The 19,860-nt window shown below is 61.4% G+C and carries 21 protein-coding genes; 9 read left to right on the top strand and 12 right to left on the bottom strand.

The annotated features are described in order from the left end of the window. Positions 1-16 precede the first annotated feature (16 nt). A complete protein-coding gene (locus A8O26_RS24040; protein ID WP_064120206.1) occupies positions 17-841 on the top strand; it encodes an alpha/beta fold hydrolase in 825 nt (274 codons plus the stop codon). Positions 842-968: 127 nt separating this feature from the next. Next, positions 969-1,997 carry a ParB/Srx family N-terminal domain-containing protein gene (locus A8O26_RS24035; protein ID WP_064120205.1) on the top strand — a complete coding sequence of 343 codons (1,029 nt, stop codon included), beginning with the start codon at positions 969-971 and terminating at the stop codon, positions 1,995-1,997. A gap of 33 nt (positions 1,998-2,030) precedes the next feature. Here the strand turns inward: A8O26_RS24035 and dsbG are convergent, their stop codons facing one another. The 4 genes from dsbG to A8O26_RS24015 form a co-directional block, all read right to left on the bottom strand. Continuing rightward, entirely contained in the window at positions 2,031-2,801 is a 771-nt protein-coding gene (gene dsbG / locus A8O26_RS24030; RefSeq protein ID WP_064120204.1) for a thiol:disulfide interchange protein DsbG, read from the bottom strand. After that, positions 2,777-3,658 carry a TlpA family protein disulfide reductase gene (locus A8O26_RS24025; RefSeq protein WP_064120203.1) on the bottom strand — a complete coding sequence of 294 codons (882 nt, stop codon included), beginning with the start codon at positions 3,656-3,658 and terminating at the stop codon, positions 2,777-2,779. The genes dsbG and A8O26_RS24025 overlap by 25 nt, the downstream gene beginning before the upstream one ends. Next, positions 3,658-5,391: a protein-disulfide reductase DsbD gene (dsbD, locus tag A8O26_RS24020; protein WP_064120202.1), complete on the bottom strand. Its 1,734-nt coding sequence runs from the start codon at positions 5,389-5,391 to the stop codon at positions 3,658-3,660. The genes A8O26_RS24025 and dsbD overlap by 1 nt, the downstream gene beginning before the upstream one ends. A gap of 82 nt (positions 5,392-5,473) precedes the next feature. Then, a complete protein-coding gene (locus tag A8O26_RS24015; protein ID WP_064120201.1) occupies positions 5,474-6,184 on the bottom strand; it encodes a hypothetical protein in 711 nt (236 codons plus the stop codon). A 254-nt stretch (positions 6,185-6,438) separates the two neighbouring features. Between A8O26_RS24015 and A8O26_RS24010 the strand changes: the two genes are divergently transcribed. The 5 genes from A8O26_RS24010 (at position 6,439) to A8O26_RS23990 (ending at position 11,004) form a co-directional block, all read left to right on the top strand. Continuing rightward, positions 6,439-7,119, top strand: coding sequence for a response regulator (locus A8O26_RS24010; RefSeq protein ID WP_064120200.1), 681 nt, complete (start codon positions 6,439-6,441; stop codon positions 7,117-7,119). Next, positions 7,119-8,441 (top strand): ATP-binding protein, encoded by a 1,323-nt coding sequence (locus A8O26_RS24005; RefSeq protein WP_064120199.1) that lies wholly within the window; start codon positions 7,119-7,121, stop codon positions 8,439-8,441. The genes A8O26_RS24010 and A8O26_RS24005 overlap by 1 nt, the downstream gene beginning before the upstream one ends. Positions 8,442-8,656: 215 nt before the next feature. Beyond that, complete coding sequence (locus A8O26_RS24000) at positions 8,657-9,133, top strand: GNAT family N-acetyltransferase (protein WP_064120198.1); 477 nt, start codon at positions 8,657-8,659, stop codon at positions 9,131-9,133. 151 nt (positions 9,134-9,284) lie between these two features. Further along, positions 9,285-10,697: an aspartate aminotransferase family protein gene (locus A8O26_RS23995; protein ID WP_064120197.1), complete on the top strand. Its 1,413-nt coding sequence runs from the start codon at positions 9,285-9,287 to the stop codon at positions 10,695-10,697. A gap of 82 nt (positions 10,698-10,779) precedes the next feature. After that, positions 10,780-11,004, top strand: a complete 225-nt coding sequence (locus A8O26_RS23990) for an MbtH family protein (protein WP_064120196.1) — start codon at positions 10,780-10,782, stop codon at positions 11,002-11,004. Positions 11,005-11,189: 185 nt separating this feature from the next. On the opposite strand, the gene A8O26_RS23985 is transcribed toward A8O26_RS23990, so the two are convergent. The 8 genes from A8O26_RS23985 to A8O26_RS23950 are packed head-to-tail and all read right to left on the bottom strand — an operon-like array spanning position 11,190 to position 17,468. Beyond that, positions 11,190-12,095 carry a metal ABC transporter substrate-binding protein gene (locus tag A8O26_RS23985; protein ID WP_064120195.1) on the bottom strand — a complete coding sequence of 302 codons (906 nt, stop codon included), beginning with the start codon at positions 12,093-12,095 and terminating at the stop codon, positions 11,190-11,192. After that, a complete protein-coding gene (locus A8O26_RS23980; RefSeq protein ID WP_007917717.1) occupies positions 12,096-12,995 on the bottom strand; it encodes a metal ABC transporter permease in 900 nt (299 codons plus the stop codon). Then, entirely contained in the window at positions 12,995-13,855 is an 861-nt protein-coding gene (locus tag A8O26_RS23975) for a metal ABC transporter ATP-binding protein (protein ID WP_064120194.1), read from the bottom strand. The genes A8O26_RS23980 and A8O26_RS23975 overlap by 1 nt, the downstream gene beginning before the upstream one ends. Next, complete coding sequence (locus A8O26_RS23970; protein ID WP_064120193.1) at positions 13,852-14,781, bottom strand: metal ABC transporter substrate-binding protein; 930 nt, start codon at positions 14,779-14,781, stop codon at positions 13,852-13,854. The genes A8O26_RS23975 and A8O26_RS23970 overlap by 4 nt, the downstream gene beginning before the upstream one ends. Before the next feature lie 35 nt (positions 14,782-14,816). Beyond that, on the bottom strand, positions 14,817-15,392 hold the full coding sequence (locus tag A8O26_RS23965) for a DUF6162 family protein (RefSeq protein ID WP_064120192.1): 576 nt from the start codon (positions 15,390-15,392) through the stop codon (positions 14,817-14,819). Then, complete coding sequence (locus A8O26_RS23960) at positions 15,389-15,730, bottom strand: hypothetical protein (protein WP_064120191.1); 342 nt, start codon at positions 15,728-15,730, stop codon at positions 15,389-15,391. Before A8O26_RS23960 ends, A8O26_RS23965 begins: the two co-directional genes overlap by 4 nt. Further along, positions 15,727-16,269 carry a hypothetical protein gene (locus A8O26_RS23955; RefSeq protein ID WP_064120190.1) on the bottom strand — a complete coding sequence of 181 codons (543 nt, stop codon included), beginning with the start codon at positions 16,267-16,269 and terminating at the stop codon, positions 15,727-15,729. The genes A8O26_RS23960 and A8O26_RS23955 overlap by 4 nt, the downstream gene beginning before the upstream one ends. Then, positions 16,266-17,468 (bottom strand): PepSY-associated TM helix domain-containing protein, encoded by a 1,203-nt coding sequence (locus A8O26_RS23950; protein WP_064120189.1) that lies wholly within the window; start codon positions 17,466-17,468, stop codon positions 16,266-16,268. Before A8O26_RS23950 ends, A8O26_RS23955 begins: the two co-directional genes overlap by 4 nt. A gap of 292 nt (positions 17,469-17,760) precedes the next feature. Here A8O26_RS23950 and leuC point away from each other — a divergent pair, with 292 nt between their 5' ends. Beyond that, entirely contained in the window at positions 17,761-19,179 is a 1,419-nt protein-coding gene (gene leuC, locus A8O26_RS23945) for a 3-isopropylmalate dehydratase large subunit (protein ID WP_064120188.1), read from the top strand. Continuing rightward, positions 19,176-19,790: a 3-isopropylmalate dehydratase small subunit gene (gene leuD, locus A8O26_RS23940; RefSeq protein ID WP_064120187.1), complete on the top strand. Its 615-nt coding sequence runs from the start codon at positions 19,176-19,178 to the stop codon at positions 19,788-19,790. Before leuC ends, leuD begins: the two co-directional genes overlap by 4 nt. The last annotated feature ends 70 nt before the right edge of the window (positions 19,791-19,860 follow it).

Here is a 19,860-nt window from a genome sequence, read left to right as displayed (position 1 = left end):
GTCGCGGGGGTGGTCGATGCCTTTTTTCACGGTGGACGGACAAGCGCTGCATTACATTGATCAAGGCACAGGTCCGGCAGTATTGCTGGCTGGCAGTTATCTGTGGGACCAGGCCATGTGGGCGCCGCAGATTGCCGCGTTGGCGCCGCACTACCGGGTGATTGCGCTGGATCTATGGGGGCATGGCGAGTCGGGACGCTTGCCTGAGAACACCTCATCGCTGGACGACATCGCCCGTCAGGCGCAAGCCTTGCTCGATCATCTGAACATCGCTCAGGTCACTCTCGTCGGGCTGTCGGTCGGTGGCATGTGGGGCGTGCGCCTGGCATTGGCGGCACCGCAGCGGATCAACGGTCTGGTGCTGATGGACACCTACGTCGGCGTCGAGCCTGAACCAACCCGTCAGTACTACTTCTCGCTGTTTAAACAGATCGAAGAAACCGGCGAAATCTCCGAGCAATTGCTGGATATCGTTGTGCCGATCTTCTTCCGTCCGGGCATCGATCCACAGTCGGCGCTGTATCAGGATTTCCGTGCAAAACTGGCGGCGTATTCGTCTGATCGACTGCGCGATAGCATCGTGCCGATGGGGCGCATCACCTTTGGTCGCGATGATCTGTTGCCGCGTTTGCGCGAATTGAATGCCGCGACCACGCTGGTACTGTGCGGCGATCAGGACAAACCGCGACCACCCTCGGAAGCACAGGAAATGGCTGAGTTGATCGGCTGCCCGTGGGTGCTGGTGCCGCAGGCGGGGCATATCTCCAACCTGGAGAACCCGGAGTTTGTCAGCGAAGTGTTGTTTACCTTCCTCAGCGAGCGCAACCGACACCCCGAGTAAACCCAATTGTCGGAACGCCGCCCGGAGTCGGCTCCGGTCGGCGCTCCGCCGTAGGCGCCAGTCCAGGCAACGAAAAGCCAAAATCTGCGATACTCGCGCCCGCGATGACACTCATTAAGGGACTGATGTGGAACAATTTTACTGGCGCGATCTGAAGGATCTCGAGGACAAGTGGGCGGGCTTGAGCGTTGAGGTCAAACGAACCACGTCAAACAAGCCGCCACTTCATCTACAGAGCGGGAACAACGGGCGGATGAAGTTGATGCTCAACGACATCACGTTGTTTTGGGGCACCATCGCCACCTCGTACTACGGTGCGTGGCTGGTTCGCAACCCGCAATCCATTCAACTGGAATCATCACCGGTACCTGCCATCGATTCTGCTGACGTCCAGGAACATTTTGATTTGCCGCCCGATGAGCGTATCCGCAAATGGTGTCGCTACTTCATCAGCAAGTTAATGGAACATCAGGCGGACTTTCTCTACCCCGGCCATTGGGTGGCGCGTCCGCTGTTGCCCACTGCGGCACGCTACACATATGGCGAAGGCGTACGCGGCTGGTATTTCTCCACACCCACAGAGGCGTCCAGCCATTTGCCGAGATGGTACGCGCGCGGTGAGGGCATTCTCGATAATGTACAACCGCAGACCGTGCATTGGCTCGACTGGGATTTGGGCCATCTGATCGGCTTGCACACCGTGGACCCATTGTCAGGCCGGATGAAGTGGTGGCGTAAAAAAGCCCGAGAGGGCAGCTTGCCGCCCATCCTGCTCTGGTACGTGGGCGGGTTGTGCTCCTACGTGATTATCGATGGCCATTACCGGTTGCAGGCAGCGCTCGACGAGCACATAAAACCCGACTTTATTGTCTTGAGCTCCACTGAGGCGCAACAGGTCAAGTTGTGTGAAGACACCCAACAGCGAGTGTTCAGCTCACTGATGATGCAAAGCGCGAAAAACCCCGAGTTTGATGTACGAACATTGAATCAGGCGCTGATCCACACCTTTGATGATCGTCCCTACCATTGGGCGGGTACACATGCCTGGGCAGGCATCGCGTCGGATCAACAGTGGAGCACTGAAGTCGCGACGTTCTTGCGCGCGCAGGGCGCAACAGAGCACCTGGAAGACATCATTGGTCGCTGCGATTTTTGAAAGCTTGCGCACGTGTGCGCAAGCCAACAATGGTTACTTGGGCCCGAGAATCTTCGCCAACTTGTCCGGCGAAGGTGCACCTTGTTGCTGTTGCAGTTCACCCTTGTCATCCATGTAGAAAATCGCCGGTGTGGCCTGTAAGTCCAGGTCTTCCATCAACTGCATGTTCGCCGCCAGTTTGGTCTGCACCGCCGCCGGGATATCTTTCAACGCCTTGAGCGAACTGCCCTTGCCGGCCTTTTCGTGATCTTCCAAGGCTTTGGCCGGGTCTTTGGCAGCGAGCAGCGCGGCCGATTTGCCTGGGCTGTCCTCGCGGATGATGCCGACCATGATGTGCCGCAGTTGCACCTTGCCGGCCTTGACCCATGGCCGCGCCTGTTCCCAGAACATGTTGCAGTACGGGCAGTTCGGATCGCTGAACAGATACACCGTGCGCGGTGCATCCTTGTTGCCGTCCTGAATCCAGTTGCTCGCGTCGAACTTGGCCCAGATTTCCTTGGCCATCGGCGCGTACACCAGTTTCTGCAGCGGTTCGCTACTCAAGTCCTTACCATCGGCGTCGTACAGATTGCCGAGCAAAACGTGCTTGCCATCCGGGGTCAGGTACAGCGCCATGCCACGGTTCTGATACTGCGCTGCGTAACCGCGCAGGCCATCGGGGGCGTCGAACTGGCCGACGATTTTTGCGCCTTTGGCTTCGATCTGCTTGATCGCTGCGGGCAGTTCTTCAGCAGCCTGCACCGACGGCAAGTGCAGCAGGGCAGTGCCCAGAGTCAGCGTCAACAGGTGGCGGAGGCGGGGCATGGCAGTTTCCTTGCAGAGGTGGCCGGTGCAGCGGCCGGGGTCGAATGTGGAGTCGGTTCGCCGAAGTTTTCCAGGGCACGCGCCAGACTGGCGTTCGACAACTCGCCCAGATGGCTGGTCAGCAGGCGGCCGTCAGGGCTATAGAACAGCGTAGTCGGCAACGCCATGGAACCCACGGCCTGACCGAGCTGGCCGCGACGATCGAACAGCACGTTGTTCAAACTCAGGCCCTGGGTTTCGAGAAAGGTCGCAACGCTTTGCATGCTTTCGGCCTGATTGACGAACAGGAAGGTCAGGTCCGGGCGTTGCTGCTGAGCGTTTTCCAGCACCGGCATCTCGCGCCGGCACGGTGGACACCAGGTCGCCCACAGGTTGATCACCAGCGGGCCGCCCTGATAATCGCTGAGCTGAATGGTTTCGCCGGCCGCGTTGCGCAGGGCAATGTCAGGCAGGCGGGTGCCTTGTTCGTAGATGTTCAGCGACAGCGTGGCCAACAGCCAGAACAGCACGCCGCTGGCCACGCCAAACCCCAGCGGACGCCGCAAGCCCGGACGCCGCCAGCCGCGATACAACGCAACCAGCAGCAACACGATGACGCCCGGCCAGGCGAGGAAGCCGCCGTCGCGCAGGTCAACAATCTGCCACGGGTCATTGCGATAGTGCGGCCAATACAGCACGACAAAGGCAATCCGCGCTGCGAGCATGCCCAGCAGGAACAGGCTGAACAATGCCGACTCGGGGTTATCGCCGCCACGCTTGGCCACGCGCCAGCCGACAAATGTCGCCAGCGCCAGGGCGCTGATCAGCAGCAAATGGTTAAGCGCGATGGCAAAGGTGCCGAGGGTGAATGTCAGCATTAATTGGCGTCTCGGGTGTTGGTCCAGCGTTGCAGGAACGTCTCGGCATCAACTTCGCCCGTGATGCGCTGGCTGCGCCGTTCTTCGCCATCTGTGCCGATCCAGACGAAGCTCGGTGGCCCCGGTACTTTGTAGCGGCTGAGCAATTCACGGCTGGCGGTATTGTCGGCGGTGACGTCGAGCCTGAGCAGGCGCACGTCATTCAACGCCTGCATGACCTTGTCTTTGCCGAACACCTGTTTCTCCATGACTTTGCACGACACGCACCAGTCGGCGTAGTAATCGAGCAACACCCACTGGCCTTGAGCCTTGGCAGCGTCGAGTTCGCGTTGCAGCGCCGCCGGCTCCTTGATCGTGGTGAACGCGTCATGCGCCGATGGTGCCGCCGTGCTGGCGCGCCCGGCACTGTAGACCTGCAGTGGCTGATAGGGATCATCGCTGCCGCCCGCCGCACCAATCACCAGCACACTGCCCCACAGCCCAAGCAACAGCGAGCTGGCGCCGAACAACTGGGCGACACGGCCAAAACCTTCGGACTGTTTCCAGGCACAGAACGCGGCAATCAACAGCAGTGCCCCGCACAGACCCAGCCACAGCGAAGCATCCAGTACCGGGCGCAGCATCAACAGCGCGGTGGCGAGGAAGAGGAAACCGAACACGCCTTTGAGCAGGTTCATCCACGCGCCGGGTTTGGGCAGGAAGCGATTGCCCACGGTCACCAACAGCAGCAACGGCACACCGATGCCAATACCCAACGAGAACAGAATCAGACCGCCGTGCAGCGCATTGCCGCTCTGCGCGATGTACAGCAAGGCACCGGCCAGCGGTGCGGTCATGCACGGCCCGACCAACAGACCGGACAAGGCACCGAGTACACCGGCGCCGACCAGGCTGCCGCCGCTGCGACTGCGCGAGGCGTGTTCGAGACGATCACGCAGCGCCACCGGCAATTGCAGCTCGAAGAAACCGAACATCGGCAACGCCAGCACCACGAAGATCGCGGCGAACGCGCCGAGCAGCCAAGGGTTCTGCAACCACGCTTGCAGGTTCGCGCCGAGCAGCGCGGCGATCACGCCCATCGCCGCATACACCAGCGCCATGCAGATTACATAACTGCTGGCCAGCGCGAAGCCGCGTCGCGGGGTAGCACCACTGCCGACTACCATGCCGGCCAGAATGGGCAGCATTGGCAAGGTACAAGGCGTGAACGCCAGCAACAGACCGAGGCCGAAAAACACCAGCAGACTCCAGCCCAGCGCGCGTTGTTGCAGGCTGCTGGCCAAGGCTTGATCCGGGGCTTCTGCACCGGCGGTCGCTGCCGCCTGGCCACCCAGGTCAATGACCCGGGTTTGCGGCGGATAGCACAGGCCAGCGTCGGCGCAGCCCTGGTAGCTGACCTTGATCTGCCCGGTGGCCGCCGCCGGAATTTTCACTTCCAGGCCTTGGCGATAGACCGGTTGCTCACCGAAAAACTCGTCGCTGTGGGATTCACCCTCGGGCAACGCTGGTTGTTGTGCGGCACTCAGTCCGTCGAATTTCAGGCGTTTCTGATACAGGTAATAGCCGTCGGTGATTTGCCAGAACAGCTGGGTTTCTCCCGACTCCAGACGTTCGGACGTGAGGACGAAGGCTTTGTCGACCGGCAGAAACTCCGGCTTTGTATCAAAGGGGTTGTTTCCAGCCTGGGCCAGACTCGAAATCAGCAGAGCAAACAAAAGAAAAAAATGACGCATGGAGGAGCCTTGTCCCTGTGCAAGTGGGTTGCACAATGGGCGGCGGCGATTAACCGATGATTAACCGGCCGCGAGGCACGGTTCAAGGCAGGCCGCAGAGCAAACCTGGCCAGCTGTCTTCATCCACATCGATAGGGCCGTATTCCACCCGATTGCGCTGCATGTTGTAGCAAATGTATTGGTTGTTGTTCAGGAAAATGTAGAAATAACTGGCCGCGAACGTTCGATCATTCTGCACCGCGGTGACGATACTGTCCCGATAAGGCTCAAGGCCCGGCCAGGACTCGCCATTGATGCTTTCGTACTGAATATCGTTGTTGGACAGGTTGATTGCGACGGTATGGCCGTCGTTCAGGAGAAACCGGAACACCTGGCTGCTGGAGCCGGTCATTTGCCACCAGGTACCGGCCACGATGCGCTCGAAGTACGGGCCCAGTGCCGCCCAGACGGTAGCTTCCAGAGGATCCATGCTGCCGACCTTATCCAGATCCTGATCGTATTTACACACCATCGGTTGGCCATTGTCGCTGTAGAAAAGCCACAAGACATCGTCGTCAAAGCCACTGTGCGAGTCAGGAAGGATACCGGTGGTGGTGAAACCGAAACGCAGATTGCGCACGTGTCGATGAAACTCGCTCCAGTTATCCGCGTTGACTTCAGCGGGATATCCGGCGGGCACCCGGTTGTCGCCGATGTTGAAACGCGAATAGGTATTGGAGTCCTTGAAGAAAAAGTAGATCCGGTCAGGTCCCGAGCGCCAATCAACGGCTACAACATTTTTTAGATGAGGCATTGTTCTTAAATCCTTTTAAGAGCTGTAGTAGCAATCCATTTCGACCGCAGGCTAAACCAGCGAAGATTTGATAGACAGGCGCGAATTGTTTCTGTGTTGGTAATGAACCAATGGCACGCTTTACCTTTTTGAACCCATTGCCCACACGGGCGAGCGGGTTACCGTGCTGCGCGCTTTCCGTCAAGGGCGATGGCGGCCATAATTGCCGCTTAATCCTCGCCTGCTTCACTCGCCTTTTTATTCACGGAGCGCCCATGCACGTACTGGTTTGCGAAGACGATGAGCTGATCGCCAGCGGGATCGTTGCCGGTCTCACCGCTCAAGGGCTGACGGTCGAGCACGTCAACACCGCATCCAAGGCGCGGGCGATGCTCAAGGTCGCCGAATTTGACGTGATGGTGCTCGATCTCGGCCTGCCCGACGAAGATGGCCTCAAGTTGCTACAGCAATTGCGCCAGAGCGGCCTGGAGATTCCGGTGCTGATTCTGACCGCGCGCGACTCGGTCACCGACCGCGTTGACGGTTTGCAGGCCGGGGCTGACGATTACCTGCTCAAGCCGTTCGATCTGCGTGAACTGTTCGCCCGTCTGCAAACCCTGTTGCGGCGGGTTGCCGGGCGTAGCGTCAATCTGATCGAGCACGGCGCGCTGACCTACGACCCGAGCAGCCGTGAAACCACGCTGGCCGGGCAACCGGTGGACTTGTCGCGGCGCGAGCAATCGCTGTTGCAGGCGCTGTTGCACAACCGGGGGCGGGTGTTGTCCACCGAGCAATTGAAGGACAGCGTCTACGGCTTCAACGATGAGCTGGAGAGCAATGCGCTCAACGTGCATATCCATCACCTGCGCAGCAAACTCGGTAAAGGCATCGTCGAAACGGTGCGCGGCCTCGGCTATCGCCTGGGCCCGGCCGACGGTGGAGAGCAAGGCAAGTGATGAGTCTGCGACTGCGCCTGAGCCTGACCCTCGGCGCTGCGTTCGCGCTGATCTGGGCGCTGGCCGCGGCCTGGATGCTCAGCGACCTGCGCAACCAGATGATGTTTTCCCTCGACCAGCGTCTGGTCGCCTCGGCGCGCATGGTCGCCGGGTTGCTGGAGCAATTGCCGACATTGCCGAGCAAAGGCGAGGGCACGCATTTCAGTGCCGAACAATTGAACATCCCCGGTGGCATGGCGTGCCAGGTCAGTTCGTTGCGCGGCGAGATTCTCGCGCGCAGTCACAACAATCCCGAGCAGGCACTGGAAGCCGAGAAAATGGGCTTTCACGATCAGATGATCGATGGCGCGCCGTGGCGCAGCTTCACCCTCGCTCGAGGCGATGTGCGCATCACCACGGCGGATCGGCAGATCGAACGCGAAGCGCTGAACATGTCGATCCTGCTGGCGGCGTCGGTGCCGGTCGGTGTGGCGCTGCTCGGTTGTCTGTGCCTGCTGTGGCTGGGAATTGGCCAAGGGTTGGCGCCGCTCAACCGATTGCGCGAAGCGTTGATGCGGCGCAATGCCGACTCGCTTGAACCGCTGCAATTGCAGGCGTTTCCCAGCGAGTTGAAGCCGTTGCTCGACACCCAGAATCAACTGTTCCAGCGCATCGGCAAGACCATCGAACGCGAGCGTCGCCTGACCGGTGACGCCGCCCATGAACTGCGCAGTCCGCTGACGGCGATCAAGACCCACCTGCAGGTAGCGCGGATGACCGAAGGCAGCGCGCGCGATCAATCATTGGCACGCGCCGAAGAGGGCGCCGATCGCTTGCATCGCACGCTGGAGCAATTGCTGCTGCTGGCGCGGGTCGAAGGCAGCCTGTCGTTCGATGACGGTTCGCAGTGCAGCGCCGAGCAAGTGGCACGCCTGGCGATTCAGGACGCCACCGGTGGCGAGCGCCTGCGGATCAAACTGCAATTGCCTGCGGCATTGTCGGCCGCGCCGTTGCAAATGCCGGCGGTGCTGTCGATTGCCGCGCTGCGCAATTTGCTCGACAACGCCTTGCGCCATACGCCGGAGGATTGTGCGGTCGAGTTGAGCCTGGAAACCATTGGCAACCGCGTGCGCTTTGTCGTGCGTGACCACGGTCCGGGTATTGCGCCGGACGATTTGCAACACCTGACCCAACGCTTCTGGCGCAACGGCCAGAGCACCGGTTGTGGCCTCGGTCTGGCGATTGTTCAGGCGATCGTCCAGCGTTGCGACTGCGCGCTGCATTTCGACAGCCGCCCGGATGGTTTGCGGGTTGAACTGACCATGCCGTTGCAACCCGTCTGACCCCACCGCAAATCCCCTGTGGGAGCGAGCCTGCTCGCGACGACGGCGGCACAGTCAGCATCGAAGTGGCTGACAAATTGCTTTCGCGAGCAGGCTCGCTCCCACAAGGGCTGATGTTCTGGCACATCAAATGTAACTTCTCGGCGTTCGCTATCCGGCTGGAGCGGGGTTAAGGTCAGCGCAGCTTTGACTCAATGGATTGAGGGAACTGCGCCATGGAAGCACCCATCTGCATTCGTCCGGCCATCCTGGCCGACGCCGGTATCATCAGCCGCATCATCGAACGTTCGATTCGCATCGGTTGTGCACTCGACCACCGCAACGATCCACAACGCGTCCAGGCCTGGGTTCGCCAGCAATCGGCCGAGCACATCAGTGCCTGGCTGGCCGATCCGCGGTTTTATCTGAACATCGTCTTGTTGCGCGACAAACCGGTCGGCGTCGGCATGGCGGCGGCCAACGGTGAGATCACCTTTTGTTATGTGCAGCCGGAATGCTTTCGACGCGGCGTGGGAAGGGCGTTGATGGACGATCTGGAAGGCTGGATGCGTATTCGCGGAGCACCGTACGCGAGCCTCAACAGCACGCGCACCGGTGAGCCATTCTATCGGCGTCTGGGCTATGGCGAGTGCGCACAAGCCTTCACCCACGAAGGCTTGCAGACCCTGCCCATGATCAAGTCATTTGTCTGATTGGCCGGACAATCGATCAAGGGGCTAAATCCTCACGACGCTTAAGCGTTTCCAGAACAGGAAAACCTGCAAGTGCGCTCCGCGACCGGAACGCGCACCTGTCCAGTGTGCTGTTTTGGTCACTATCCATAGCGTATTGAGGGGTCGAGAGATGTCAGTCGCCACCAGCCTTATCGAAGAGCCGTCGGCCCGGGTCGCCTGCGCGCCGGCCGAAACCTTGTACCAGTTCAATGAATCACCGTTGCTCGCTCGCCAGAGCCAGCAGGAATCCAATGCGCGCAGTTATCCGCGGCGCATTCCCCTGGCCCTCAAACGGGCCAGGGGCCTGTATGTCGAAGACGTCGAAGGGCGCACCTTCATCGACTGCCTGGCTGGTGCCGGTACGCTGGCATTGGGGCATAACCATCCGGTGGTGATCGAGGCGATCCAGCAGGTGCTGGCTGACGAGTTGCCGCTGCACACCCTCGACCTGACCACGCCGGTCAAGGATCAGTTCGTCCAGGACCTGTTCGGTTTGCTGCCACCTGAGCTGGCCGCGCAGGCGAAAATCCAGTTCTGCGGCCCGACCGGCACCGATGCCGTGGAAGCCGCGCTGAAACTGGTACGCACCGCGACCGGACGCAGCACGGTGCTGTCGTTCTCCGGTGGTTACCACGGCATGAGTCAGGGCGCGTTGAGCCTGATGGGCAGCCTGGGGCCGAAAAAGCCGCTGGGTGCGTTGCTCAGCAACGGCGTGCAATTCATGCCGTTCCCGTATGACTACCGTTGCCCGTTCGGCCTCGGCGGCGCGGCGGGTGTGAAGGCCAACTTGAGCTACCTGGATAACCTGCTCAACGACCCCGAAGCCGGTGTGCAACTGCCAGCGGCGGTGATCGTCGAAGCGGTGCAGGGCGAGGGCGGTGTGATTCCGGCAGACATCGAGTGGCTGCGCGGTTTGCGCCGGATCACCGAGAAGGCGGGCGTCGCGCTGATCGTCGACGAGATCCAGAGCGGTTTCGCCCGCACCGGCAAGATGTTTGCCTTTGAACACGCCGGGATCATCCCGGACGTCGTGGTGTTGTCCAAAGCCATCGGCGGCAGCCTGCCGCTGGCGGTGGTGGTCTATCGTGACTGGCTCGATACCTGGCAGCCCGGCGCACACGCCGGCACTTTCCGTGGCAATCAGATGGCCATGGCCGCCGGTTCCGCGGTGATGCGTTACCTGCTCGAGCACAAGGTCTGCGAACACGCCGCCGCCATGGGCGAGCGTCTGAGCGAGCATCTGCACATCCTGCAGCGCGACTTCCCGCAACTGGGCGACATTCGTGGGCGTGGCCTGATGCTCGGCGTTGAACTGGTCGACCCGACGGGCGCTGCGGATGCGCTCGGTCACCCGCCCGCCTTCGCGCGGCTGGCGCCGCTGGTGCAGCGTGAATGCCTTAAGCGTGGCTTGATTCTGGAGCTGGGCGGCCGGCACGGCGCGGTGGTGCGTTTCCTGCCGCCGCTGGTGATCACCGCCGCCGAAATCGACCGCGTTGCGCAAATCTTCGGTCGCGCTTTGGCCGCTGCGACCGCTGCGCTGTAAATTTTTCGCCGCGCCGAACGTTCTTTCTACATACCCGGCTGCACCTGTTGTGCAGCCGACCTTACAACGATGGAGAACCAGCATGACGTCAGTATTCGACCGCGAGGACATCCTCTTTCAGGTCGTGGTCAACCACGAAGAGCAGTACTCGATCTGGCCGGACTACAAAGCCGTGCCGGAAGGCTGGCGCACCGTGGGCAAGAGCGGCCTGAAAAAGGAATGCCTGGCCTATATCGAAGAAGTCTGGACCGACATGCGTCCGCTGAGCCTGCGTCAGAAGATGGACGCGCAGGCTGCCGCGCAATAAGCGGCCGGGCAAAAGAAAACCCGCTGGACTGGTGACAGTCAGCGGGTTTTTTCTTGCCTTGGATTTGTGTTGTCCGGGCTGGCCTCTTCGCGAGCAGGCCCGCTCCCACATGGGATCTGTGTCGTGCACGAACCCCTGTGGGAGCGAGCCTGCTCGCGAAGAACGATAACGCGGTCCGGCTGAAACTAAGCCCCGCTCAGACCCTTGAGCAGCAAATCCACATTGCCTTCCAGCTCCGCCACCGGATCCGCCGCATCGGTGCTCAACACCACCAGATGACTACCCGACTCGGCAATCGCCGCTTTCACCGGCTCCGAAGGCTGGCGATGATGCAGCACCACCGCGACATCATTGTCCTTGAGCGTGGCGGTGAGTTTTTTCAGGTCCTCTGCCGTCCACTCCGCATCCGGCCGTGGATCCTGGCCGATCAGCTCCAGGTTCAGGCTGCCGATCAGATACCCGAAGTGATCGCTCAAACTCAGCACGCTCAGATTGTCAGCGCTGGCCAGACGCGCCTCACTGTCGGCGCTGAGTTTCAGCAGGCGCTGTTTCAATGCCGCCAGATTCGCCTCGATCGCAGGCTTGGCGCTCGGTGCCAGGCGCACCAGATCCGCCGCGATCACGTCGGCCATGCGTCCCATGTTGTTGCTCGCCAGCCACGGCTGACTGTTCAAGCCATCGACTTTCAGATCCGCTTGCACAGCGATACCGGGCAGGGCGCCGTCGACCGGGCGCGCGGCATCGACTTCAACGATGCGGATATTGCTGCGACGGGCGATCGGGTACAGCGGGTCATCGGCCCACAGCGAGCGCACACCGATCACCGCATCGGCACCGGTTGCCAGTTTGCTCAGCGCCGGAGCACCACGACCGATGAAGTACGCGGTCTGGCGACTGCCCGGCAGATTCGCCGGCGCCGCACGTTCAAGGTTGACGTCAGTGCCTTTGAGCAGCACTTCGCCCAAGCCGTAAGTGATTGGCAACGAGGCCAGCACGCGCAACGGTTTAGCGTTTTCAGCCGCCAGCAACGGCGTGCAGACCGCACCGCACAGCGTCATGGCCAAGGTCAGTTTTCGCAGTGAAAAAGTCATTTATCCAAGATTCCCTTTCAGACTCGGGACAACCCCGCGCGCGATCGCGGCGAGGGCGAAGGCAATACCGGCGACCAGAATGATCGCGGCGCCGGACGGGATCGGCAGGTCAAACACGATCGGCGCAAGAATCCCGCACAACGTGCTCACCGTGGCAATCAATACCGAGCACCAGAAAAAGCCCTTGAGCGACTGGCTGAGCAACCGCGCGGCGGCCGCTGGAATCACCAGCAGGGCGCCGACCAGAATCGCACCGATGACTTTCACCGCCGCGACGGTAATCAGCGTCACCAGAATCACGAACAGATAATCCAGGGTCTTCACGGCCACGCCGCGCACTGCCGCCAGTTGCGGGTTGAAACTGGCGAGCATGATGCGGTTGTACAGCGGCAGGGCCAGGGCCATGACCAGCGAACCGACGATGGCCAGCACCGCCAGATCATTGCCGTTGACCGTCAGCACCGAGCCGAACAGGACGTTTTCCAGAATGTGCACGTTGATCTTGCCCGCCAGAATCAGCAGCAGGCTCGCACCCAAGGCCAGCGAAACCGAGAGAAATACGCCGATCAAGGTGTCCGGCGCCAGACCGGTGCGGTTGCGCAGGTAATTAAGCAAGATGCCGAACAACAGGCAGTAACCGAACAGGCTGCCGTACGGCCCGGTGTAGGGTTCGCCGAGCAGAATACCGATAGCCACACCGGTCAGCGCCGCGTGACCGACCGCTTCGGAGAAAAACGCGAAGCGCTTGACCACCACCAGCGTGCCGAGGCCGCCGAGCACCGGGCCGATCAACAGGCCGGCAAGCAGCGCATTGACGACAAAACCGTAGGCCAGCGCTTCCGGCAGATAACCGGACGAGGCCCAACCCTGAACCATCAAACGAAAGGCTTCGTAACTCATCAGACAGCGCTCCGTGGATGGGTCGAAAACAAGGTCAGCAAGCGTTCCGGGGTCAGCGCCTGTTGCGGCGTCGCGTCGAACAGCACGCGACGGTTGAGACCGGTGACGCGATTGGCCAGGCGGCCGACCGCTTCCAGATCGTGTTCGATCCACAGCACGGTGATGCCCGCTGCGCGCCAGTCAATGAGCAGGCGTTCGAAGACTTGAATCCCGGCCTCGTCGAGGGCCGACATCGGCTCATCGAGGACCAGCAATTGCGGCGCCGGGATCAAACCCTGGGCAAGAAGCACGCGCTGGCGCTCACCACCGGACAAGGCGCCCATGCGGCGCTTGCGTTTGTCCTGCAGGCCGACCCGTTCCAGCGCCTCGCCGATGGCACCGGCATAGTGCTTGCTCAAACCGAGAAACGCCGGGCGGCGCTGGCACATCGCGGCCATGAAATCATCGACGGTCATCGGCAGGCCGCGATCGAATTCCAGCGCCTGCGGCACATAACCGATGGTGCCGGGCGCGCCGGGCCATTGCAGGCTGAGCTGGCCCTGATGCGGCATTTGCCCGAGCAAGGTCTTGATCAGCGAACTCTTGCCGCCACCGTTGGGGCCGACCAGTGCGTGGACGCTGCCGGGCTGCACCTGGAAGCTGACGTCGTCGAGAATCGTTGTGCGTCCCAGCGTCAGAGAAATCTCTGAAAAATCCAAAGTTGGACCGCAGACCTGTGGGAGCGACGGTGCGACGATTCGACTTGCTCGCGAAAGCGGTGTGTCATCCGATGAAGATATTGACTGAACGGACGCATTCGCGAGCAAGCTCGCTCCCACAGGAGTACCGGGTTTGTTCAGGAGGGTTTCTTTTGAAGTCATGCCCCCGACTCCTGAATCGCTCGCACCACGGTGTTGAGGTTGCCGGTCATCTCCTTTTCGTATTTGTCGGCGGTGTATTCGCCGTAGGAAATGTGCGACAGCGGGTACAGCTTGACGCCGGACTCGCGCTGAATGGTCTCGACGTAGGTGGACGGGAAGTCCATCTCCGAGAAGATCACTTTGACGTCGAGTTCGCGCAATTGATCGATGGTCTTTTTCAACTGGCTCGGGCTCGGTTCGATGCCGTGAGCCGGCTCGACCACCGCAGTCACCTCCAGACCAAACTCGCGCAGCAGGTAGTCATAAGCCGCGTGCACCGTGGCCACGCGCAGTTCGGCGTTCGGCGCCTGCGTCAGTTTGGCCAGCGCGTCGGCGCGCATCTGCCGCAGGCGTTTGCCATAGGCGCGGGCGTTCTGCGTGTAGGTCTTGGCGTTGTCCGGGTCGAGCTTGCCCAGTTCGCGGGCGATGTTGTTGACCTGGGCGATGGAGGCGCTGATCGACAGGAACGTGTGCGGGTTCACGACTTTGCCGGCACCGCGCGCGGCCACCCCGGTGGCGGCCAGCAAGGGCACGTTTTCGTTGGCTTCGATGGTCTTGATGTTCGGCGTTTCACTGGCGGCGATCATGCGGTCGGCGAAGTCGTCATGGCCGACACCGTTGAGCACGATGACATCGAGGCCGCTGATGCGTTTGATGTCTTCGGCGCGTGGCTCGTAGGCGTGCGGGTTGAAACCGGCCGGGATCAGCGGCACCACCTCGGCCTTGTCGCCGACGATGTTCGCCACATAGCTGTAATAAGGATGCAGGGTGATGCCGATGCGCAGGCGCTTGGCCGGATCGGCGCTGGCCAGCGGGCTCAGCAGGGCGGCGCAAAGGCCGATTAACAACAGACGCAACAACGGACGGCGGGGCGATGAAATAGACATGAGCAAACGGTCTTCTCTCGGGTGAGGACGAGGAATCAATGGCGATGTTCGCGGGTAACCCCGGCATCGTATTGCGCGACGATCTGTTTCCAGCCAGCAGCGGACAGGGCCGCAGCGGTCAGTTCGCTCGGCACTTTGAGGCTGGCATCGCGGTTGAGCCAGATGTCCGGCGCGGTCTGATCGTCGGTGCTGACCAGCATCACGAATGAGCCGGCGACGGCAATTGTCTGGCTGTGGCCGAAATAGGCGGTGTCGGCCAGTAATTGCCAGGCATGACCACCACGGCTGACTGAGCTGGCGTCCCGTGCAAACGGGGCAAACCCTTCGTCCGCGAGGTGCTGCGGGGTCGGCAGAGATTGCTGTTCCTGACGCAGCAGGCGGATTTCATCGAGGGTCACCCGCAGGTCGGCATAGATGCCTTGTTCGGAAGCACTGAGGTCGCGACGTGCGTCGAGCTGGTGAGTGGCGACCGGTTCCGGTTCATGGGAAACCCCGCGCCAGGCCACCACCGAGCCGGCGACCGCCAGGATCAGCAGGCAAAGCAGCAGCACATTGAGGGTTTCATGGCCGGCACCGGCCGGGCGTACGACTTGTGTGGTTGGCGTGCTCATGGGGTTTCGATGTCCGCCTGGTCGATTTCCACAACGTGACCCGGACCTGCATCGAACAGCACGTAGAACTCGGCGCCGGGCTTCTTGAACGTCAGCGTGGAATCGGCACCGAGTTTGCCCGGCAGCAGAATCGTTTCGTCATAGCCGATCACATCGAGGGTCACCCCCGGTGCGCCGCTGCCGTCGGAAAAACCGCCAGTGCATTTGATCTGGTCGGCGTCGACGGCTTTGCATTCGCACATCGGGTTATGCGCCAGAGCGCTGGCACTGAAGCCGGCGCCGAGCACCAGCAGTGCGGCACTCAGCCGCAGGCGGAAAGGGCGTTGCGGGCAAGTCATGGTTTGGCTCCTTGTTGGTTCAGCCAGGCCAGCGTGGCGGGAGAGGCCTGGCTCAATGGAATCGAGGCCTGATGCATAGCGCCGTCCCAGCCTTCCATGGTGATCCACAGTTCGGCGTCGGCTTTGGTCTTTTCCGGGATCGGCAACTGGCTGCCCATGCGATACGGCGTACCGAAGAAGATCACCCCGGCGGCGCGCAGGCTGCGAGGCTTGCCGATGCGCAGGTAAGTGGCCTTGACCTGTTCGACACAGGCGTCGCACAGCGCCGCATTGAAGTCCTTCATGTAGCCGGCGGGACCGCTCAAGTGCGGGGCTTCGTTGCGCAGTTCGGCCAGGCGCAGGCTCCAGGGGCCGACCTGAATATCACCGATCTCGCGTTCGCCCAGACCGCTGTCGCCGCGAAACAGCGACGCATCGGCGAAATACTTGGGCATGAATCCCAGCGGGATCAATAACAGCAGTGCATTGATGTGGAAGCGCCATTTGTGCCAGAAGCGACTGAGGCGCGACGCTGGTGTGACGGTGCTGGACTGGCTCACAGGTTAGCCTCCGAGGTTTCACGGGCGAGGGCCGGTTGTGCCGGGGCGCTGCGGGCTTTCTTGCTTTCGCGCTTGAGTGCGTTGGCGGTCGCCAGGGCGGTACGTTTGGTCCAGATCAGCAGACCGCTGAGCACCATCATGCTCAACAGCAAGCCGAAGAAGAACCAGATCAACTTGATCCACAGCCCACCGAAATCACCGGTGTGCAGCGGCCGCATGGATTCGGTGACGAACTCCAGGGAAGAGCGGTCGGCGATCAGCCGCGAGGCCGCCACGTCACCGTTGAACGGGTTGAGCGTGGCCGTCTGGAACATCAGCGGATACCAGCCGCGCCCGCCAACGTTGAGGTGACTGTAGGCATTGCCGGGCAGGCTGATGAAACTGACTTCGAGGCCGGGAATTTTCTGCTCGGCGATCGCCACCACGCGATCGAGGCTGATCCGCGGCGGCGGCGAAGCGTCGGCCGAGATCGGCACGCTTTCACGGGCCATGGCCGGAATGATCGGCTCGGTGGAGATCGACACCTGGTTGTCGAACAGGAAAGCCTGGATCAGGAACCAGGTGCCGGTAATCGAAATCACCGCGATGAACCAGATCGACCAGATCCCGCTGAGGCGATGGAAGTCGCCCCAGAAAATCCGCGCACCATGGCGAATGCGCAAGGTCGGGCGCAGAAAGCCTTTCCAGAAGCGCTTGTACACCACCAGACCGGTGACCAGCGAGGCGAGCATCGGCAAACCGAGCAACGACACCAGGTACCAGCCCCAGCTGTAGCCGTTGGTGAACGGCACCAGCCACCAGCCGTGCAAGGCGCGGGTGAAGGCCTGGAAGTTGAAGTCGGGTGCACTGCCTTGAATCACCCCGGTGTACGGGTTGACGTAAACGGTCTGCGAGCGCCCGTCCGGATAGCTCACGCTGACGTCGAGGGCGAAGTGCGATTCGTCCGGTCGGCTGATGCTTTCAACCAGTGTTTGCGGCTCGGCTTTTTTGATCGCCGCCAGCACCTGTTCGAAGCTCAGCAGCGGGGCATCGTCCGACGGCTGGCTGGCGCGCATCTGCGGGTTGGCCAGCCAGACGATTTCCTGGCTGACCACTGCCAGAGTGCCGGTGACACAGACGATCAGTACGAAAAACCAGATCGGTAACGCCAGCCAGCTGTGCACCAGGAACCACAGTTTGGAACGGGATTTCTTCGACATGATTGCGCGTCTTGATAGCGGTGAAAGGGTGCGTGGCTACGGGCTTCGCAGCACGGCAGACCCCGAAAGACCGGTCGTGGCTGTTGCCTACGCGAACGGCCTGCATCTCTATAGGACGAATGAACGAAGCAAATCCCGAAAAGCGATATGAAAGTAAATGTTTCGCACTTCCCGCCGGCTGATCGACAGATCGAACACGATTCATGATCCACGCCATCACTGTCAGGCAATTGATGGCCAACCCACGCTCCCTATGATGGAAATCACAAAGATTGCCTGAGTGAGCGCCTTGATGAACCCCAGAACCCTCTACGACAAACACATCGATTCGCACACCGTGTGCCGCCTCGACGATCAGGGCCATGTCCTGTTGTATATCGATCGCCAAGTGATCAACGAATACACCAGCCCGCAGGCCTTCAGCGGTTTACGCGCGGCCGGGCGCGAGGTCTGGCGCCCGGGCACGGCGCTGGCGGTGGTCGATCACGTCAATCCGACCGCGCCGGTGCGGGTGGCGGCGATGCCTGATGCGGGCGGTGCGCGACAGGTGTCTTATCTGGCAGAAAACTGCCGCGACTTCGCGATCGAACTGCTCGACATCCTCGATAAACGCCAGGGCATCGAACATGTCATCGCCCCGGAGCAGGGGTTCATTTTGCCCGGCATGGTCATCGCTGCCGGCGACAGCCATACCACCACCTATGGCGCGCTGGGGGCGTTCGGTTTCGGCATCGGTACGTCGGAGATCGAGCACCTGCTGGCCTCGCAGACCCTGGTCTACAAACGCCTGAAAAGCCTGCGCGTGACGGTCGATGGCGAACTGGCGCCGGGGCTGACCTCCAAAGACGTGATCATGGCGTTGATCGGCCAGATCGGCGCGGCCGGCGCCACCGGTTACGCCATCGAGTTCTGTGGCTCGACCATCGACGCGCTGAGCGTCGAAGCGCGCATGACCATTTGCAACATGGCCGTCGAGGCCGGCGCGCGTGGCGCCTTCATGGCCCCGGATGACAAGGTGTTCGCCTATCTCCAAGGCAAACCGCGTGCGCCGCAAGGTGAGCTGTGGGAACAAGGCCTGCAAAAGTGGCGCGAGCTGCGTAGCGATCCCGGCGCCGTGTTCGATCGGCAAATCCACCTCGACGCCAGTGTTCTGGAGCCGATGGTCACCTGGGGCACCAGCCCTGATCAGGCCGCCGCCATCGGTGCGCGAGTGCCGGATCCGCAAGCGATCAGCGACCCGATCCTGCGGCAGGACATGCGTCGCGCCCTCAACTATATGGGCCTGGAAGCGGGCATGGCGCTCAGCGACATCGTCATCAGCCATGCCTTTATCGGATCGTGCACCAACGCGCGGATCGAAGACCTGCGCGATGCCGCCAGCGTCGTGCGAGGTCAGCAGGTCGCCAGCCATGTCCGGGCGATGATCGTCCCCGGCTCCAGTGAAGTTCGCGCGCAGGCTGAGGTCGAAGGGCTGGCGCAGATCTTTATCGACGCCGGTTTTGAATGGCGCCAGTCCGGTTGCTCGATGTGCCTGGCGATGAATGACGATGTGCTGGCCCCCGGCGACCGCTGCGCGTCCAGCACCAACCGCAATTTCGAAGGTCGTCAGGGCGCCGGAGCGCGCACCCATCTGATGAGCCCGGCGATGGTTGCCGCCGCGGCGATCAGCGGTCGACTTACCGACATCCGCCACTTTGGAGAACGCCCATGAGCCTGCAACCCTTCACTCAGGTCAGCGGTCAGGCCGCGGCGTTTTTGGCGGCCAACGTTGACACTGACGTGATCATGCCCAAGCAGTTCCTCAAGGGCATCGACAGACAAGGGCTGGATCGCGGTGTGTTTTTCGATCTGCGATTTCTGCCGGACGGCGCGCCAAACCCTGAATTCGTGCTGAATCAACCTGCCTGGCGGGGCGCGAACTTTCTCGTGGTCGGACCGAATTTCGGCTGCGGTTCCAGTCGCGAGCACGCGGTGTGGGGATTGCAGCAGTTGGGTATTCGCGCGTTGATCGGCAGCAGTTTTGCCGGGATCTTTTACGATAACTGCCAGCGCAACGGTGTGTTGTTGATCACGTTGCAAGAGGCGCAGGTGCAGCGCATCGGACGGCTTGTCGGTGAGCCAGAAACGGCGCGGATCAGTATCGATCTTGAAGCGCAGCACATTGGCCTGGCGGATGGCAGTGTGATCGATTTCCAGATCGATACCCTGCGCAAAACCGCGTTGCTGCTGGGCCTGGATGCGATCGGCAGCACTTTGCAACGCCGCGAACAGATCAAAGCCTTCGAGCGCGAGCATCTGGCCAACAACCCATGGCTTTCCTGACCCACCACTGATCCCTTGTGGGAGTGAGCCTGCTCGCGATAGCAGTGCCTCAGTCAGAGTTGCTGGGCCT

This window comes from Pseudomonas fluorescens, assembly GCF_001648775.1.
GTDB lineage: Bacteria > Pseudomonadota > Gammaproteobacteria > Pseudomonadales > Pseudomonadaceae > Aquipseudomonas > Aquipseudomonas fluorescens_M.
The sequence above is the reverse complement of the archived record's forward strand: the minus strand, read 5'-3'. Positions and strand labels throughout refer to the sequence as shown.

Coding starts and splice junctions, on each gene's coding strand:
- dsbD (WP_064120202.1), bottom strand. CDS start 5,391: ATGCGTCATTTTTTTCTTTTGTTTGCTCTGCTGATTTCGAGTCTGGCC.
- leuC (WP_064120188.1), top strand. CDS start 17,761: ATGAACCCCAGAACCCTCTACGACAAACACATCGATTCGCACACCGTG.
- A8O26_RS23990 (WP_064120196.1), top strand. CDS start 10,780: ATGACGTCAGTATTCGACCGCGAGGACATCCTCTTTCAGGTCGTGGTC.
- A8O26_RS23960 (WP_064120191.1), bottom strand. CDS start 15,730: ATGACTTGCCCGCAACGCCCTTTCCGCCTGCGGCTGAGTGCCGCACTG.
- leuD (WP_064120187.1), top strand. CDS start 19,176: ATGAGCCTGCAACCCTTCACTCAGGTCAGCGGTCAGGCCGCGGCGTTT.
- A8O26_RS24005 (WP_064120199.1), top strand. CDS start 7,119: ATGAGTCTGCGACTGCGCCTGAGCCTGACCCTCGGCGCTGCGTTCGCG.
- A8O26_RS23975 (WP_064120194.1), bottom strand. CDS start 13,855: ATGACTTCAAAAGAAACCCTCCTGAACAAACCCGGTACTCCTGTGGGA.
- A8O26_RS24040 (WP_064120206.1), top strand. CDS start 17: ATGCCTTTTTTCACGGTGGACGGACAAGCGCTGCATTACATTGATCAA.
- A8O26_RS23980 (WP_007917717.1), bottom strand. CDS start 12,995: ATGAGTTACGAAGCCTTTCGTTTGATGGTTCAGGGTTGGGCCTCGTCC.
- A8O26_RS24000 (WP_064120198.1), top strand. CDS start 8,657: ATGGAAGCACCCATCTGCATTCGTCCGGCCATCCTGGCCGACGCCGGT.
- A8O26_RS23995 (WP_064120197.1), top strand. CDS start 9,285: ATGTCAGTCGCCACCAGCCTTATCGAAGAGCCGTCGGCCCGGGTCGCC.
- A8O26_RS23965 (WP_064120192.1), bottom strand. CDS start 15,392: ATGAGCACGCCAACCACACAAGTCGTACGCCCGGCCGGTGCCGGCCAT.
- A8O26_RS23985 (WP_064120195.1), bottom strand. CDS start 12,095: ATGACTTTTTCACTGCGAAAACTGACCTTGGCCATGACGCTGTGCGGT.
- dsbG (WP_064120204.1), bottom strand. CDS start 2,801: ATGCCCCGCCTCCGCCACCTGTTGACGCTGACTCTGGGCACTGCCCTG.
- A8O26_RS23950 (WP_064120189.1), bottom strand. CDS start 17,468: ATGTCGAAGAAATCCCGTTCCAAACTGTGGTTCCTGGTGCACAGCTGG.
- A8O26_RS24025 (WP_064120203.1), bottom strand. CDS start 3,658: ATGCTGACATTCACCCTCGGCACCTTTGCCATCGCGCTTAACCATTTG.
- A8O26_RS24015 (WP_064120201.1), bottom strand. CDS start 6,184: ATGCCTCATCTAAAAAATGTTGTAGCCGTTGATTGGCGCTCGGGACCT.
- A8O26_RS24010 (WP_064120200.1), top strand. CDS start 6,439: ATGCACGTACTGGTTTGCGAAGACGATGAGCTGATCGCCAGCGGGATC.
- A8O26_RS23970 (WP_064120193.1), bottom strand. CDS start 14,781: ATGTCTATTTCATCGCCCCGCCGTCCGTTGTTGCGTCTGTTGTTAATC.